General features: G+C 66.7%; 12 protein-coding genes and 1 pseudogene. 7 read left to right on the top strand and 6 right to left on the bottom strand.

All coding sequences use genetic code 11. The features are described from left to right. Positions 1–238 precede the first annotated feature (238 nt). Complete coding sequence (locus tag AC1DK9_RS09735; protein ID WP_476915786.1) at positions 239–1591, top strand: ABC transporter substrate-binding protein; 1353 nt, start codon at positions 239–241, stop codon at positions 1589–1591. Between the two features lie 395 nt (positions 1592–1986). Further along, positions 1987–2232 carry a hypothetical protein gene (locus tag AC1DK9_RS09730; RefSeq protein WP_476915785.1) on the top strand — a complete coding sequence of 82 codons (246 nt, stop codon included), beginning with the start codon at positions 1987–1989 and terminating at the stop codon, positions 2230–2232. Between the two features lie 208 nt (positions 2233–2440). On the opposite strand, the gene AC1DK9_RS09725 is transcribed toward AC1DK9_RS09730, so the two are convergent. From AC1DK9_RS09725 to AC1DK9_RS09705, 5 genes are all read right to left on the bottom strand, one after another. After that, on the bottom strand, positions 2441–2731 hold the full coding sequence (locus tag AC1DK9_RS09725) for a hypothetical protein (protein WP_476915784.1): 291 nt from the start codon (positions 2729–2731) through the stop codon (positions 2441–2443). A 253-nt stretch (positions 2732–2984) separates the two neighbouring features. Beyond that, the gene (locus tag AC1DK9_RS09720; RefSeq protein WP_476861827.1) at positions 2985–3758 is read right to left on the bottom strand and encodes an ABC transporter ATP-binding protein; all 774 of its coding nucleotides are present in this window, start codon (positions 3756–3758) and stop codon (positions 2985–2987) included. Beyond that, positions 3755–4876, bottom strand: coding sequence for an ABC transporter ATP-binding protein (locus AC1DK9_RS09715; protein ID WP_476915783.1), 1122 nt, complete (start codon positions 4874–4876; stop codon positions 3755–3757). Before AC1DK9_RS09715 ends, AC1DK9_RS09720 begins: the two co-directional genes overlap by 4 nt. Then, on the bottom strand, positions 4873–5841 hold the full coding sequence (locus AC1DK9_RS09710; protein ID WP_476861825.1) for a branched-chain amino acid ABC transporter permease: 969 nt from the start codon (positions 5839–5841) through the stop codon (positions 4873–4875). Before AC1DK9_RS09710 ends, AC1DK9_RS09715 begins: the two co-directional genes overlap by 4 nt. A 9-nt stretch (positions 5842–5850) precedes the next feature. Continuing rightward, positions 5851–7146 (bottom strand): branched-chain amino acid ABC transporter permease, encoded by a 1296-nt coding sequence (locus AC1DK9_RS09705; protein WP_476915782.1) that lies wholly within the window; start codon positions 7144–7146, stop codon positions 5851–5853. A 508-nt stretch (positions 7147–7654) separates the two neighbouring features. On the opposite strand from AC1DK9_RS09705, the pseudogene AC1DK9_RS09700 reads away from it, so the two are divergent. Continuing rightward, positions 7655–8509: pseudogene (locus AC1DK9_RS09700) on the top strand (Bax inhibitor-1/YccA family protein); the annotation flags it as partial. A 48-nt stretch (positions 8510–8557) separates the two neighbouring features. Here the strand turns inward: AC1DK9_RS09700 and galK are convergent. Beyond that, positions 8558–9718: a galactokinase gene (gene galK / locus AC1DK9_RS09695; RefSeq protein WP_476915781.1), complete on the bottom strand. Its 1161-nt coding sequence runs from the start codon at positions 9716–9718 to the stop codon at positions 8558–8560. 130 nt (positions 9719–9848) lie between these two features. Here galK and AC1DK9_RS09690 point away from each other — a divergent pair, with 130 nt between their 5' ends. The 4 genes from AC1DK9_RS09690 to AC1DK9_RS09675 all read left to right on the top strand — a co-directional run bounded on the left by AC1DK9_RS09690 (position 9849) and on the right by AC1DK9_RS09675 (position 14132). Beyond that, positions 9849–10832 carry an aldose 1-epimerase family protein gene (locus tag AC1DK9_RS09690; protein WP_476915780.1) on the top strand — a complete coding sequence of 328 codons (984 nt, stop codon included), beginning with the start codon at positions 9849–9851 and terminating at the stop codon, positions 10830–10832. Between the two features lie 110 nt (positions 10833–10942). After that, positions 10943–12289 (top strand): AI-2E family transporter, encoded by a 1347-nt coding sequence (locus AC1DK9_RS09685; protein ID WP_476915779.1) that lies wholly within the window; start codon positions 10943–10945, stop codon positions 12287–12289. Between the two features lie 3 nt (positions 12290–12292). Then, positions 12293–13531, top strand: a complete 1239-nt coding sequence (gene ilvA / locus AC1DK9_RS09680; protein WP_476915778.1) for a threonine ammonia-lyase — start codon at positions 12293–12295, stop codon at positions 13529–13531. Between the two features lie 10 nt (positions 13532–13541). Continuing rightward, entirely contained in the window at positions 13542–14132 is a 591-nt protein-coding gene (locus tag AC1DK9_RS09675) for a rhomboid family intramembrane serine protease (protein WP_476915777.1), read from the top strand. Positions 14133–14176: the final 44 nt, after the last annotated feature.

Genomic DNA, 14176 nt, shown 5'->3' with positions numbered 1-14176 from the left:
GGAACGCCGCGCGCCCCAGGGCAGTGGTAGCCGCCAAAGTGGCCTCCCGGCCCGCCGTGGCGCCAATCACACCGTCCTGGCCACAGGCTGATTTCCTCTATGCAACGAGTGTTATAAGGATGTGACCGTAGTCACTTATGTTCGGGCGGAAATTGCATTAGCTTGAATCTAAATCAGGAACACCTGATCTTTCGCATCAAAGGCCGTTCGCACACCTTTAGATCGAGGAGATTTCTCTATGACTTCACTCCCCCAGGCGGCGCCGCGCATTGCTAAGCTCACAGTGCTTAGCCTCGGCGTCGCCCTTCTGGCTACGGCTTGTGGCGGTTCGTCCACCGCGCCGGCGTCCAGCGGATCGGCATCCGCCCAGGCCGCAGGCATCGCGTGCCCGGCCCCGAGCGCAACCGGCGGCGCCACCAGCTCGGCCAGCGCGGCTGGCTCCGTGCCCGCGTCCTCGACCACCACGGACACCCCGCTCAAGATCGGCTCGCTGCTGCCGACGACCGGTTCCCTGGCCTTCCTCGGCCCGCCCGAAATCGCGGGCGTGAACCTGGGCATCAAGGAAGTCAACGACGCCGGGGGCGTCCTGGGCAAGCCCGTCCAGGTCATCCACCGCGACTCCGGTGACACCAAGACGGACATCGCGACGCAGTCCACCACCGCTTTGCTCGGCCAGGGCGTCAGCGCCATCATCGGTGCCGCCTCTTCGGGCGTCTCCAAGACCGTGATCAACCAGATCACGGGCGCCGGTGTCATCCAGTTCTCGCCGGCCAACACCTCGCCGGACTTCACCACCTGGGATGACAAGGGCCTCTACTGGCGTACCGCTCCGTCGGACGTCCTGCAGGGCAAGGTTCTCGGCAACTACATGGCTACCTGTGGCGCCCAGACCGTTGGCATGATCGTATTGAACGACGCTTACGGCACGGGTCTCGCCAAGAACATCAAGTCCTCGGTGGAGGCCGCCGGCGGCAAGGTTGTCGCGGAAGAGCTCTTCAACGAAGGCGATTCCCAGTTCAGCAGCCAGGTGGACAAGGTCCTCGCGGCCAAGCCGGATGCCATCGCCCTGATCACCTTTGACCAGGCCAAGAGCATCGTTCCGCTCATGACGGGCAAGGGCGTCAAGCCCACCCAGATCTTCATGGTGGACGGCAACATGTCCGACTACAGCAAGGACTTCAAGCCTGGCACCCTGAAGGGCGCCCAGGGCACCATCCCGGGCACCTTCGCCAAGGATGACTTCAAGAAGAAGCTCCTCGCGATCGATCCGGCGCTCAAGGATTACAGCTACGCAGGCGAGTCCTACGACGCCGTGAACCTGATCGCACTCGCGGCTGAGGAAGCCAAGAGCACCAAGGGCGTGGACATCGCCAAGCACCTCAAGGATGTCTCTGAGGGCGGCGAGAAGTGCAACAACTTCGCCTCCTGCGTCACCCTGCTCCGCAATGGCAAGGACATCGACTACGACGGCCAGTCCGGCCCCGTAACGTTCTCCGACGCCGGCGACCCGACGGAAGCCTACATCGGCATCTACGAGTACCAGGATGACAACAGCTACAAGCCCGTCAAGGAAGAATTCGGCAAGCTCTAAAGGCCGCTTCCCAGACAATCAAGAGACCCCCGTCCGTTCCGGACGGGGGTCTCTTGCGTTGAGGGCCTCGGCCGCGTCCGGTTGAGCATCGATCGCCATCGGCTGCACGGCCCCTACCGATGAGAAAAATATGCTCGACAAGGTGGCCGCCGATGCCGAATAATTTGAAGTGGGCCGGGCGGATGGTCCCCCAATACAGCCGCCCGGCCCTTCCATGTCCAGCGCTGGAGTGGCCGTCCCTAGGCTGGCCGAAGCGCCGACGGGGGGTGACGCGACCCCGCTGTTCAAACGTTGCCTGCGACACCCGACAGAGACCCATCTTCGGCTGGGCGGTCCACGAACCACCTCCAAAGGCCTTGCCCGGCTGTGGGCGTGCCTGTCAGGGAGGGGCTTCGATGCAGGAGAATGATCAACAGGCTTTGACCGCCGCAGTAGTGAAGGAACTGGGGATCAACCCCCTGGTCCTGTGGATCCACTTCGTCAGCCTGGGCGGAAGAGCCGAGCTCACCTCGGTCCTGAAGTATCTGGCGGATGCGGGACCCCTTCCGGAGCGGGAACGGGACGTGCTGTCTTCGGCCGCCAACGACTTTACCTTGCAGCCTCCAGGCCGGGCCCGGGCGCCGCATTCCCACGAGGACTGACCGCGCCTCCGGGCACCGCCCCCGAGTCGGCGGACGAGCGCAGGCTCCTGAGGCCGGGTATGCCGCGGGTATGGCCCACCCCCAATGCGTCTTTTCGTGTGGGCCATCCCCGCGGTAGCTTATGGGTTTCCGCGCCGCATAACGCCGTTTCCAACAGCGGGGCAGAGCGCAGATGGCGGGCGATGTGGCGCGGCGACCATGCGGCCGCTCACGCCGCCAATCGCGGTTCGCGGCAGCGGGCGGCCGTGCTGAAGGCCCCGGGTGCGTCGGCGGTCAGTACCGCAGCGCTTTGCCGCAGAAGGTGGAGGGCATCCGGGGCCGCTGAGCGCAAGTGCTCGAGGTCCAGCCGGACGGTGAAGTCGGGGAGCGCGCGTTCGGCCCGGTCGACGACGGCCAGCAGGCCTCCGACGTTTTGGCTGTTGAGCGGGCCGGCCACGCGGATGGTGACGGAGGTGAGATCCAAATCTACGGCGACGGTGACGGAGAGCTTAGTGGTCACAGAAGTCTTCCTCTAAGAGCGATGAAGAAGGCCGTCTGCATGACCTCACAAACAAGGATAAAACTCCGGGCAGCGGGCGATCAACTTAAATGTGATCTGTGTTACTCCAGGTTGACGGGTGGCCGAAGTGGCTCCGAAGGCTGCGCGGCCGTCCGGAGCGGGGAGCCCGGATGACCTCAAACCCAGCCGTGCCCGGGCACGCAGAAGGGCCGCCACCGGTGTGGTGACGGCCCTTCAAGGCAACGCTGGGGGACTACTCGACCGTGTCGGCCAGGGTGCCCAGGTACAGCTGGATGACCTTGGGATCCTTCATGAGTTCCCGGCCGGTTCCCGTGTACGCATCTTTGCCCTGGTCCAGGACGTAGCCGCGGTCGCAGATCTGCAGGCAGCGGCGTGCGTTCTGCTCCACCATGATCACCGAGACGCCGGCGCGGTTGATCTCGTGCACCCGCAGGAAGGTTTCGTCCTGCTTGACGGGGGAGAGGCCCGCGGAGGGCTCGTCCAGCAGCAGCACTGCCGGGTCCATCATCAGGGCACGTCCCATGGCGACCATCTGGCGTTCGCCGCCGGAAAGCGATCCGGCGCGCTGGGCCCGTCGCTTGGCCAACTCCGGGAACAGCTCCGCGACGAAGTCGAACCTCTCGGCGAAGTCCTTCGGCCGCTGGAACATCCCCATCTGGAGGTTTTCCTCGATGGTCAGGGCCGCAAAGACGTTGTTGGTCTGCGGGACGAAGCCGACGCCCCGGCTGACCAGCTTGTTCGCCTTCAGCCCGGTGATGTCCTGGCCGCGGACCACCACGGAGCCGGAGTGGACCTTGACGAGGCCGAACATGGCCTTCAGCAGGGTCGACTTGCCGGCGCCGTTGGGACCGATGATGCCGATCAGCTCACCCTTGCGGGCCTCGATGCTGCAGCCGTTGAGGATGTTCACACCCGGGATGTACCCGGCTACGAGGTCGGTGACCTTGACGACCGAATCGCCCTCGTATGCGTTCTTGGCGGCGGCTGCCGCACTCGTGGCGCTCATTCTGTGTCCTTCTCTGTCCGGTTCGGCTCAACGCGGTTCGGCTCAGCGCGGTGCGGCTCCTCGGCGCTGCGCCGGCCGTGCGCCGCACCGTTGGCGGTCTCGGTCCCGGACGTCTCAGCCGCGATGACGTCGGTGGAGATGATGCCGGCGTTCTCGGTGCCGATGATTGATTCCTCGTCGGCCTCAAGCTCGGCGGCGAGCACCTTGATGCCCTCCGAGTCTCCAAGGTCCACGTCGTGGTGGGCGCCCAGGTAGGCGTCGATCACGGCCGGGTTCTTCATGACTTCGGCGGGCGGCCCTTCGGCCACGATCTTGCCCTCGGCCATCACCACGACCCAGTCGGCGATGTGGCGGACCATGTGCATGTCGTGCTCGACGAACAACACGGTCATGCCCTCGGCCTTGAGGTTCTTGATGTGGTCCAGCAGGGACTGGGTGAGCGCCGGGTTGACGCCTGCCATCGGTTCGTCCAGCATCACGAGCTTCGGCCGGACCATCAGCGAACGCGCCATCTCGAGGAGCTTGCGCTGGCCGCCGGAGAGGGACGCTGCGTAGTCGTCCTTCTTGGCGTCGAGCTTGAACTTCTCCAGCAGCACGTTGGCTTCTTCGGTGATCTTCTTTTCCTGGCCGCCCCAGATGCCCCTGAACAAGGCCTTGGAGAGCTTCTCGCCGGACTGGTTCGAGGCACCCAGGCGCATGTTTTCCATGACGGTGAGCTTGCCCATGACCTTGGTCAGCTGGAAGGTGCGGACCATGCCCATGCGGGCCACCTTGTAGGAAGAGACGCCGGCAAGGCTGTTCCCTTCGAACTGCCATTTGCCCGTGTTGGGCGTATCGAAACCCGTCAGCAGGTTGAACAGGGTGGTCTTGCCGGCACCGTTGGGGCCGATCAGGGCCGTGATCTTGTGCCGCGGGATCTCGAGGTATTCGACGTCGACGGCATTGATGCCGCCGAAGCTGCGCGTGACGTTCTCCGCCACCACAATCGGGTCGCGCTTCTTACAGCCGGGAGCAATCTCCCCGGCCGCAATCGGACGGGTGTCGGTCATGTAGTCGATGGTGTCCGCGGCCCCGGTGGTGCCGGCGCCGGTTGTGGGTTCTTCGCTGTGCATGCTCATGCGAACGCCAGCTCCTTCTTATTGCCGAAGACGCCCTGAGGCCTGAAGATCATCAGCAGCATCAGCGCGATGCCGACCAGGATGTAGCGCAACTGGCCGGCCTGGACCGTGTTCAGCCACGTGACGGCGCCCGATTCGATCAGGCCGTACAGCACACCCTGGGTCAGGGACAGCACGACCCAGAAGATCATCGCCCCGACGACCGGACCCAGCACCGTACCAAGGCCGCCGAGCAGCAGGCAGGTGTAGAGGAAGAACGTCAGCTCCGTGCCGTAGTTGGCCGGCTGCACCGCACCGCGGGGGAGGGTGAAGACCATGCCCGCGAGGGCACCGAGCACCCCGCCGATCACGAGGGCCTGCATCTTGTAGGAGTAGACGTTCTTGCCGAGCGAGCGGACCGCGTTCTCGTCCTCGCGGATGCCCTTCAGGACGCGGCCCCACGGGCTGCGCATCAGGAGCCAGACCAGCAGGCAGCAGACCGCAACCAGGGCCCAGCCGACCACGCGGATGAAGAAGTCGCGGTTGTTCATCCCGAAGTAGGACCCTTCGGGGAACGGGTTCATGGCATAGAAGTCGCCTTCGAAGGCGGCCAGGCCGTTGGCGGAACCGGTCACCGAGGTGAGCTGGTTGGTGGTGACGATGTAGCGGACGATTTCCGCGGCCGCGATCGTCACGATGGCGAGGTAGTCGGCCCGCAGCCGGAGCGTGGGGATGCCCAGCAGCAAGGCGAAGATCGCCGAGCAGACGACGGCGATCAGCAGGCCTACGAAGAACGGCACGTGCAACGTCAGGGTGGAGATGGCGAAGCCGTAGGCTCCCACCGCCATGAAGCCGGCCTGGCCGAAGTTCAGCAGGCCCGAGTAGCCGAAGTGGACCGCCAGGCCGAGTGCGGCAAGCGCGTACGCCGCCGTCGTCGGGCTGAACAGCTCACCGGCAGCGCTGGAAAGAATAAATCCGAAGTCCATGTCTGTCTCCTAACCCACGCGCTCGCGGCGGCCCAGGATGCCCTGAGGCCGGAACAAGAGGACAACGATCATGATGAACAGTGCTCCCACGTACTTGAGGTCGGCCGCGAGGCCGAAGACGGTGGTCAGCTCCACGAAGATGCCGACAATGATGGATCCGAACAGGGCGCCCCAGACCGTGCCGAGGCCGCCAAGGGTCACGCCGGCGAAGATGAGCAGCAGGATCTGCGAACCCATGTCGAAGGTGACGCCGGGACGGTAGTACGCCCAGAGAATGCCGCCGAGCGAGGCGAGCATGCCGCCGGTGACCCAGACGATCCTGATGACCGAATCGACGTCGATGCCGGAGGCCGCAGCCAGTGCCGGGTTATCGGCGACCGCGCGGGTTGCCTTGCCCAGCCGGGTCTTGAGCAGCACGACGCCGAGGACGGCGATGACAACGACGCTGATGAGCAGGGACCAGAGGTTGTTGGGCGAGATGGAGACGGGCCCGATCTGGATTTCCGCGCTCTGGGCGTAGGGCAGCTGCTGGGTGGCGCCGCCGAAGTAGAACTGGATCACGTAGCGGACGGCGAGGGCGAGGCCGATGCTCACGATCATCATCGGGACCAGGCCGGTGCCGCGGCGCCGCAGCGGCTTCCACAGCCCGGCGTCCTGGACGTAGCCGAAGAGACCGCCGCCTAGGAGCGCGAGGATGATGGAGAGCCAGAACGGCAGGTTCATGGCGTTGAAGCCGAAGACCAGCACGGCGCCGAGCGTGACCATCTCGCCGTGCGCGAAGTTGGTCAGGCCGGTGGTGCCGAAGATCAGCGACAGTCCCACCGACGCGAGGGCCAGCAGCAGGCCGAAGCTCAGTCCCGCGACCAGGCGGTTAAGCAGGTTCTGGCCGAAGTCTTCCTGCTGGACCACGATGCCTTTGCCGAAGGCGAAGATCACCGAGAGGTTGGACGTCTGGCTGAAGGTGACCTTGCGGGGGTTTTCCTGGCCCTCGGCAAGCTTGATGCCCTCGGGCAGGGTCTTCACGTCCAGTTCGACCTCGTACGTCCCCTGGGTGGGGACGCCGATGTTCCAGGAACCGTTGGGACCCGACTTGGTAGTTCCAGTGAAGTCGCCGCTCTTGGCGGTGATGGTGACGCCGGCGAGCGGGGCGCGGTCATCGCCGCGCAGGAAGCCGCTGATGCTGTTTTGGAACGAGGTGCTCGACGGGGATGGTGTCGGCGAGGGGGTCGCGGCCTGGGATGCCGGGGCGACGATGAGCAGAAGGGCGGCCACGGCGGCGAAAAGGGCCCCCACAGCTTTCAGCATTCTGCCGCGCCGTCTCTGCGACTGGCCTCTCGGTGTGCTTCTCAAATTGAAAACCTCCACATGGGGGTGGTCTGGGTTGCGCCGTTGCAACCGCTGCGAACGGTCAGGGGACGGGATAGAGCGGATACTGCGATGCGATAGAGCGGTTCGTACTTGTGATGTTCGTCACCCTGTTGGGCCAATGTTACAGGCCGGGAGGGGTAACTAATGCCGCTGCGAGCAGGGAGAACGTCGCGATCGCGTAACAACCGTGAAGCCGGCGTCGTGGACTGATTTAGCCAAGCTAAAGAAAACTTTTGTTGATCCCGAGGATTCCTAAACAGTTCCCGGACAGCCGGTCCCGCCGGGGCTGACACCGGCCGGCGGCCGCGCGAGGTCACGGTTTCGTTGCGGCCGGATCCCGCGGGGAACTATCCCTGCCCGCCGGGCGTGGGAATTGGTAGCGTGAGTCTTAACGATCCGCATGTTCGATCATCATCTACCCCCCTTAATTTGGAGGACACCAGCAATGGCACTTGGCGGAAACCCGATCTTCAACGGAAAGAACTTCCGTGGAGCCACCCAGGCACCGCCTGCCCCGCACGCGCCCTACGGGCAGGGCTACGGCCAAGGCCAATTCGGCCAGCCCCAATACGGACAGCCCCAGTATGGCCAGCCCCAGGCGGGCTGGAACCCGGCGCAGCAGGCGATGAGCAGCGACCAGCTGCAGGACATGTACAACCGCCCTGCCGCCGGACCGGCCGACAGCGGCCGGATGACCTTTGACGACGTCATCATGAAGACGGCCGCCTGCCTCGCCGCCGTGATCGCCGGCGCGGCCGTCACCCTCGTGGTGGCGCAGGGCCTGGCCTCCATGCTGATGATTGTCGGTGCGCTGGGCGGCTTTGTGCTGGCCATGGTCAACACCTTCAAGAAGCAGCCCTCGCCCGCGCTGATCCTGGCCTACGCCGCCCTCGAGGGCTTCTTCCTCGGCGGCCTGACCCGGATCCTCGACGGGATGTTCCCGGGCGTCGGACTCCAGGCTGTGATCGGGACGCTCTCCGTCTTCGCCGTCACCCTGGTGCTGTTCAAGAGCGGCAAGGTCCGGGCCACCCCCAAGGCCATGCGCTTCTTCATGATCGCCCTAATCGGTTACGCCGTCTTCGCGCTCATCAACATGGTGATGATGTGGACCGGTGCCGTGCAGTCCCCGTTCGGGCTGCGTACCCAGGTGGAAATCTTCGGGATCCCGCTGGGTGTCTTCATCGGCCTGCTGGCGATCGGCCTGGCCGCGTTCTCCCTGATCATGGACTTCACCAGCATCGAGGCCGGCGTCCGCAGCGGCGCTCCGCAGCGCTTCTCCTGGACCGCGGCGTTCGGCCTCCTGCCGGAAGGCAGGGCCCGCTTCGTGCGTTCCGCCAAATTCCGGCCGTTAGGCCAGCCGCATTGCTCCCGCCGCCGGCCGGACCGAAAAGATGTCCGGAGCCGCGTAGCCGGCGCGTGCGAAAGCCCGGGAGACATCGGCGCGAACCTGCTGCTCCGCTTCCGCCGGGGTAAGGGCGATGGCCGAGCCGCCGAAACCGCCGCCGGTCATCCGTGCGCCGATGGCCCCGCCGGCACGGGCTTTGTCCACCGCGAGGTTCAATTCGTCGCAGGAGATGTCGAAGTCGTCCCGCATCGAGGCATGGGAGGCGTCCAGCAGGGCGCCGATGGCCTGCGGTCCGGCGCTCTCGAGGAGTTCCACGGTCTGCAGCACACGTTCGTTTTCGGTGACGACGTGCCGCACCCGGTGGAACGTTTCCGTATCCAGCAGACCGGCAGCTTCCTCAAGGTCGCCGACCCCGACGTCGCGGAGCGCCCGGACGCCAAGGACGTCGGCGCCCAGTTCGCAGGAGGCACGCCGGGCCGCGTAGCCGCCGTCGGCGTGCGAGTGCGCGACCTTGGTGTCGATCACCAGCAGGACCAGGCCGGCTGCCTCGGCGTCGAACGGCACCAGCCGGACGCTCTGGTCGCGGCAGTCGAGGAACACTGCCCGGCCCGCGGCGCCCCGGAGCGAGGCCGACTGGTCCATGATCCCGGTGGGGGCGCCGACGAAATCGTTCTCCGCGCGCTGGGTGGCAAGGACCATGTCCTCGGCGCCGAGCCCGGCACCGGTCAGATCGTTGACGGCCGTGATGACGGCGCATTCGATGGCATGCGAGGAGGACAGCCCGGCTCCACGCGGCACATCGGAATCCAGCAGGAGGTCCATACCGGGGACTGTGAGTCCACGTTGTTCCAGGGCCCAGAGCACGCCCAGCGGATATTTGGTCCAGCCCCTGGCCGTGGCCGGGTCCAGGGCGGCTGCGTCGGCCGAGGTCAGCCCCTGGTTTCCGAAGGTGGACAGCATCCGTACCGTGGAGTCGGGCCGGACCCGGACGGCCACCCGGGCGGTCCGGTCGATCGCGAAGGGCAGTACGAACCCCTCGTTGTAGTCCGTGTGTTCGCCGATCAGGTTGACCCGGCCCGGGGCCTGCCAGACGCCGTCGGGGGCGGCTCCGAAAGCCTCCTCGAACCGCGACCGAAGCTCAGCGGTGCCCAGTGGGATGTTCATGGTCGGCCGGCGGCAAGGGTGCCGCGGGTGGTCCTGTTGGCGCGCATCCCATCATTCGATCAGACTTCACGAGTTTCCGGCAAAGCCCCGCCGTGTACGGGCGGGTGCGCTGTTCGGTACCGTGGTGCCCATGGACCTCCCAGCTACCGCCGCTTCCCCTTCCGCCGCCGTCGCCTCCGAAGCCGACGGCGTGGCGTCCTCCGCCCGCCGTTACGCGAGCGGCAGGCAATACGAACTGCGCCGGGGCGACGCCCTGGCCGTGGTGACCGAACTTGCCGCCGGCCTCCGGCTTTACAGCCGCGCGGGCACCCAGCTGACCGAGAGCTACGGGGACGCCGACATCCCGCCCGGCGCCACGGGCATCACCCTGGTGCCCTGGGCAAACCGCGTGGAGGACGGCGTCTGGTACCTCAAGGGGAAGAAGCAGCAGCTCGACATCACCGAGGTGTCCAGAAACAACGCCAGCCACGGGTTGCTGCGGAACGCTGCCTACGAGCTGGTGGACGAATCGGAATTTTCCGTGACCCTTGAAGCGGCTGTGTTTCCGCAGCACGGCTACCCGTTCCTGTTGCGGCACCGGGTGCGCTATGAACTGGATGAAGCCCTGGGGCTCACCGTGCAACAGACGCTGGTTAACGACTCCCAGGAACCGGCCCCGTTCGTCCTCGGCGCACACCCGTACCTGCGGCTGGGGGAGGTGCCGAGCGAGGAGCTCACCGTAAGCGTCAGCGGCCGCACCCGGCTGGTGACCGACGAGCGCCTGATTCCGCGCAGCACCGAACCGGTCTCCGGTGAATTCGATCTCCGGGCGGGCTCGCTGGCCGGCGACCTGGACCTGGACTGCGCGTACACGGACCTGGATTTCGACGGCGGCAAGGCGAGCAGCACGTTGCGCGCCGCGGACGGCCGCAGCGTGAGCCTGTGGCAGGACGAGCACTGCCGCTACGTCCACGTGTTCGTCACCGACAAGTTCCCTGGCCGGGCCACGGCCGTGGCGCTCGAGCCGATGACGGGACCGGCCAATGCCTTCAACAGCGGCGACGGCCTGCGCTGGCTGCAGGCAGGGGAGTCGTTCACCATGAGCTGGGGGATCACCGCCGAACTGGGCTCCTAGCGCCACGCCGACCAGCGGCCCCCGCAGCGGTCACGACGACGGCGGGAGGCGGGGGAACCGCAGCTGTGTCCCCGTTTCCTTTCCTAGCCAAGCTAGGGAATTATGGGGTAATGACGCCAGCTGATGACGCCCGCTCCGACCAGGCCGTGCCCGACGCCACCCTGCCGGGCTACGCCGACCCCGAACTCTCCGCCCCGCCCGCCGGGCAGTCTTCCCCGGCGGCCGACCAGGCTGCGCTCCGTGAACGGGCCGGAGGGACGGCCACCCGTCCCCGCAGCGACCGGGAACTGGACGAGGACATCCCCTACGGCGTGCGGATCGCGGCGTCCTGGGCGTGGCGGATCGGCCTGATCCTGCTGGTCACCGGGGCGCTCGTGTGGCTGCTGAGCAAGATCAGTTTCCTGATCATCCCGGTCATGGTGGCCGCGCTGCTGGCCGGCCTGCTCAGCCCCGTCACGCGCTGGCTGCGCAGGCGCCGGGTCCCCAACGGCGCGGCGGTGGCCATCACCCTGCTGGGCTTCATCGGCGTGATCGTCGGCGCGCTCGCCCTGGTCGGCCGCCAGCTCACCGCAGGCTTCGGCGAGCTTTGGAGTCAGGCGCTCACCGGCGTCCAGCAGGTCCAGACCTGGCTCGCCGACGGCCCGCTGCACCTCACGGCCGCCCAGATCGACACCTACATCCAGGACGCCACCGCAGCGCTGCAGAAAAACAGCAGCAGCATCCTCAGCGGTGCCCTGACCTTCGGCAGCACCGCCGGTCACTTCGCCGCGGGACTTCTGATCGCCCTGTTCGTCACAATCTTCTTCCTGCTCGAAGGCGAACGGATCTGGAAGTTCCTGGTCCGGCTGATGCCCCGCAAGGCCCGGCCCGCCGTCAACGGCGCCGGCCGGCGCGGCTGGACCTCAATGGTCAGCTACACCCGGATCCAGATGTTCGTCGCGTTCGTTGATGCCCTCGGCATCGGCGTCGGCGCCGCGATCATCGGCGTCCCGCTCGCCCTGCCGCTCGGCGTACTGGTCTTCATCGGCTCGTTCATTCCCCTGGTCGGCGCCCTCGTAACCGGCGCCATCGCGGTGCTGCTGGCCCTGGTGGCCAACGGCCTGGTCAACGCGCTCATCATGGTGGGCATCGTGCTGCTGGTCCAGCAGCTCGAGGGCCACATCCTGCAGCCCCTGGTGATGGGCAAGGCTGTTTCGCTCCACCCCGTCGCCGTCATCCTGTCCGTGGCCGCCGGTTCCTACCTGGCCGGCATCCCGGGGGCCCTGTTCTCCGTCCCGATCCTCGCCGTAGCAAACTCGGCCATTCGCTACATTGCGGGCAGAACGTGGGAACATGATGGAGAGCTGGCAGCCGCGAGCACGCAGGGAGCCCCTGCGCTTGCCGGCGCCGGTGAGGACCCGGGTGCCAGGGAGGTCCACCTTCCGGGCGCCGACGCCGGAACCCCCAAAGGAGACTAGTTCGTGAATACCCTCGAGAGCCTGCCCGTCACGCTGGACGATGTCCTGGAGGCGCAGAAGCTGCTCGACGGGATTATTACGCGGACCCCGGTGGAATCATCCCGGGCCCTTGGCGGCCTCGCCGGCGGCGAGGTCTACTTCAAGTGCGAGAACCTGCAGCGCGCCGGCTCGTTCAAGGTCCGTGGCGCCTACGTCCGGATGGCCAAGCTCTCCGCCGAAGAGAAGAAGCGCGGCGTCGTCGCGGCCTCGGCCGGCAACCACGCCCAGGGCGTGGCCGTGGCCGCGAAGGCCCTCGGCATCAAAGCCCGTATCTACATGCCACTGGGCGTGGCCCTGCCCAAGCTCGCTGCGACGCGCAGCCACGGCGCCGAAGTGGTGCTGCACGGCCACAACGTCGACGAGGCGCTCGCCGAGGCCAAACGCTACGCGGACGAAACGGGCGCCGTCTTCGTGCACCCCTTCGACGACGTCGACGTCGTGGCCGGCCAGGGCACCGTGGGACTGGAAATCCTCGAGCAGATCCCGCACGTTGACACCATCCTGATGGGCGTCGGCGGCGGCGGGCTGCTGGCCGGCGTCGCCGTGGCCGTGAAGGCACGGGCCAAGGAACTCGGCCGGGAGATCCGGATCATCGGCGTGCAGGCCGAAAATGCCGCCGCCTACCCGCCCTCGCTCGCCGCGGATGCCCTGGTGCCGCTCAAGCGCGTCTCCACCATGGCGGACGGCATCGCCGTCGGCCGGCCGGGGCAGCTTCCCTTCAGCATCATCCGCGAACTCGTCGACGACGTCGTCACGGTCAGCGAGGACGCCCTGGCCCGGGCACTGATCTTCCTGCTGGAACGGGCCAAGATGGTGGTCGAACCGGCCGGCGCCGTGGGTGTGGCAGCCCTGATGGAAGGCAAGATCGAGAACCCCGGGACCACCGCCGTCGTGCTCTCCGGCGGCAACATCGACCCCATGCTGATGCTCAAGGTCATCCAGCGCGGCCTCTCCGCCGCCGGGCGCTACATGACCGTGCGGATGATGCTCGATGACCGGCCCGGCTCGCTCGCGACCATCGCCCGGATCATCGCCGAAAACGATGCCAACGTCACCGGACTGGACCACACCCGGGTGGGCGGCTCGATCAGCATGGGCGATGTCTCCATCACCGTTAACCTGGAAACCAAGGGCCACGAGCACTGCGAGCAGGTCCTTGGCGCGCTCCGGGCCGAGGGATTCCAGCCGATCGTGGTGCACTAGGGACGCCGCAGTGCTCGAAGCATCCGAGCAGGAGCGCCGCGATACGCCCGCCATCCGGGCCCGCCGGGGGCTGCTGGTGGTGGGCTCCTTCGTGCTGCTGCTCTACGCGATCGAGATCGTCAACTCCCTGACGATGCACTCGCTGAACGCGACCTTCGGGCTGCGGCCGCGCTCTGCCGACGGCTTGCTGGACATCCTGACGTTTCCGTTGCTGCACGCCAGCCTGGCGCATCTACTCTCCAACACCCTTCCGCTGATCATCTTCGGGTTCCTGGTGTTCCTGTCCGGAGTGCGCGTGTTCGCCACGGCGCTGGCCTCCAGTTGGGCGGGCTCGGGAGCGCTGGTGTGGCTGATCGGCGGGCACAACATCACGGTGGGAGCGTCCGGGCTGGTCTTCGGGCTCTTCGCCTTCCTGCTGGTACGGGGATTCTTCAACCGCCACTGGGGCCAGATCCTGCTCTCGGTGGTGCTCTTTTTGGCCTACGGCGGCATCCTCTTTGGCATGCTCCCCTTCGTGGCCGGCTACGTCTCCTGGCAGGCGCACCTGGGCGGGGCCGCCGGCGGCGTCATCGCGGCCCTGCTGCTCAGCCGGCGCCGCTAAGTTAAACGACGACGCCGGCCGCCCCATTGCAGGGGAGGCCGGCG

The organism is Arthrobacter sp. 01T414, from assembly GCF_056398965.1.
Note: the sequence above shows the minus strand (reverse complement) of the source record. Positions and strands in the feature narration are given on the sequence as shown.

Bases quoted from the DNA above. Each gene is read 5' to 3' on its own strand.
- AC1DK9_RS09685 (WP_476915779.1), top strand. From the start codon at position 10,943: ATGACGCCAGCTGATGACGCCCGCTCCGACCAGGCCGTGCCCGACGCC.
- AC1DK9_RS09730 (WP_476915785.1), top strand. From the start codon at position 1,987: ATGCAGGAGAATGATCAACAGGCTTTGACCGCCGCAGTAGTGAAGGAA.
- AC1DK9_RS09690 (WP_476915780.1), top strand. From the start codon at position 9,849: ATGGACCTCCCAGCTACCGCCGCTTCCCCTTCCGCCGCCGTCGCCTCC.
- AC1DK9_RS09715 (WP_476915783.1), bottom strand. From the start codon at position 4,876: ATGAGCATGCACAGCGAAGAACCCACAACCGGCGCCGGCACCACCGGG.
- galK (WP_476915781.1), bottom strand. From the start codon at position 9,718: ATGAACATCCCACTGGGCACCGCTGAGCTTCGGTCGCGGTTCGAGGAG.
- AC1DK9_RS09735 (WP_476915786.1), top strand. From the start codon at position 239: ATGACTTCACTCCCCCAGGCGGCGCCGCGCATTGCTAAGCTCACAGTG.
- AC1DK9_RS09710 (WP_476861825.1), bottom strand. From the start codon at position 5,841: ATGGACTTCGGATTTATTCTTTCCAGCGCTGCCGGTGAGCTGTTCAGC.
- AC1DK9_RS09720 (WP_476861827.1), bottom strand. From the start codon at position 3,758: ATGAGCGCCACGAGTGCGGCAGCCGCCGCCAAGAACGCATACGAGGGC.
- AC1DK9_RS09705 (WP_476915782.1), bottom strand. From the start codon at position 7,146: ATGCTGAAAGCTGTGGGGGCCCTTTTCGCCGCCGTGGCCGCCCTTCTG.